This window comes from Phenylobacterium sp., assembly GCF_036263695.1.
GTDB lineage: Bacteria > Pseudomonadota > Alphaproteobacteria > Caulobacterales > Caulobacteraceae > Phenylobacterium.
This window is the reverse complement of sequence record NZ_DATAGM010000081.1, coordinates 1-1,539: the sequence shown is the minus strand read 5'-3', so window position 1 is coordinate 1,539 and position 1,539 is coordinate 1. Positions and strand designations below refer to the sequence as shown.

Sequence of the window (1,539 nt, the reverse complement as noted above, 5' to 3'; positions counted from 1 at the left end):
CTTCCGACGCCGGCTCGGCCTCGCCGGGGGCGAGGCGGACGAACAGGTGGCCCTGGCGATGGCGGCCGCGGGCCGGCAGGCCTTGGCCTTGCAGGCGCACGAGCGCCTGGGCGCCGGATTTTTCGGTGATCCAGACGATCCGCCGGCCGAGCGGGGTCTCGACGGTCAGCTTGCCGCCCTGGGTCATCAGCCGGGGCGGGACCTTGGCGGTGATCCACAGATCGTCGCCGCGCACCAGGGTCTCGCCATCGCCGCGGATCACCACTGGCAGCTCGACGCCGTCGGCGCGGACCTTGTCGCCGGCCCGCAGGCCCGCGGGCAGCGTCAAGCGCACGCGGCGGCCGTCGGTGAGGGCATGCTCCACTTCGCCGCCGAGCACGGCGACCTCCGGGGTGATCTCCAACTCGACGCTGGAGGTCTTCGGCTTCCAGCTGCGCTCGTGGGCGCGGACCGGCCGCGGCTTGGCGGGCAGGCGCTGCAGCAGGTGGTAGGCCTCCACCACCTCGCGGAACCGCTCGGCGTCCCCGCCCCGGTCCGGGTGGGCCTGCTTGGCCTTCAGCCGGAAGGCGCGCCGGATCTCGGCGGTGGTTGCGATTTCGGACACGCCCATCACCTGGCGGGCGTGTTCGAGGCTCATGCTGGGATCTTGGCCGCTCATCGGACGGCAAAGCTAGAGTCCGGCCGGTCAATGCGGGGTTAAGCCCTGCCGCTCTGGTTCGCGGCGCGCTATAGCGGGGGCCATGAGCGAAGACGCGCCCCTCATCCCGCCCTCGCCGTCCGAGGACGACTATGTGCGCCAGGTGGCCTCGGCCGAGCCGCCGCCGCCGATGGCCGAAGAGGACCCGTTCGCTCTCTTCGCCACCTGGTTGCGCGAGGCGGTCGAGCGCGAGCCTAACGACGCCAACGCCATGGCGCTGGCCACCGTCGATCCGGACGGCCTGCCGGACGTGCGGATGGTGCTGCTGAAGGACGTCGATCCGGCGGGCTTCGTCTTCTACACCAACGTGGAGAGCGCCAAGGGCCGGCAGATGGCCGCCCACGCCAAGGCGGCGCTGCTGTTCCACTGGAAGTCGCTGCGCCGGCAGGTCCGCGTGAGGGGGACCGTCTCCTCCGTCACGCCGCAGGAGGCGGACGAATACTGGACCACGCGGGCCCGTCCCGCCCAGCTGGGCGCCTGGGCGTCCGACCAGTCGCGGGCGCTGCCGGAGCGCGGCGCCTTCGAAAAGCGGATCGCTCAAATGGGCATGAAGTTCGGCCTCGGGAAGGTGCCGCGCCCGCCGCACTGGTCCGGGTTCCGCGTGGCGCCGGTCAGCTTCGAGTTCTGGCGCGACCGCCCGTTCCGGCTCCACGACCGGCTGGTGTTCGAGAAGAGTGGGGCGGGCTGGACGACCCAGCGGCTCTATCCTTGAGCGAGGAGGCGGAGGTCGCGGACTTCCTGCGCGGCCGGTCCCAGTCCGTCATCGAGACGTCCTGCGCGCGGGTGTTCCTGGACGGCCCGCAGGCGCTGAAGGTGAAGCGCCGCCTCGACCTCGGCTTCCT

2 protein-coding genes are annotated in these 1,539 nt (G+C 72.0%); one reads left to right on the top strand and one right to left on the bottom strand.

The features are described from left to right. Positions 1-637: DnaJ C-terminal domain-containing protein (locus VHK87_RS03240; RefSeq protein WP_329633462.1), on the bottom strand; the 637-nt coding region annotated here is incomplete at its 3' end. Positions 638-740: 103 nt separating this feature from the next. Between VHK87_RS03240 and pdxH the strand changes: the two genes are divergently transcribed. After that, complete coding sequence (pdxH, locus tag VHK87_RS03235; protein WP_329633461.1) at positions 741-1,409, top strand: pyridoxamine 5'-phosphate oxidase; 669 nt, start codon at positions 741-743, stop codon at positions 1,407-1,409. Positions 1,410-1,539: the final 130 nt, after the last annotated feature.

Excerpts from the sequence above, each read along its gene's own strand:
- pdxH (WP_329633461.1), top strand. The coding sequence starts at position 741 with ATGAGCGAAGACGCGCCCCTCATCCCGCCCTCGCCGTCCGAGGACGAC.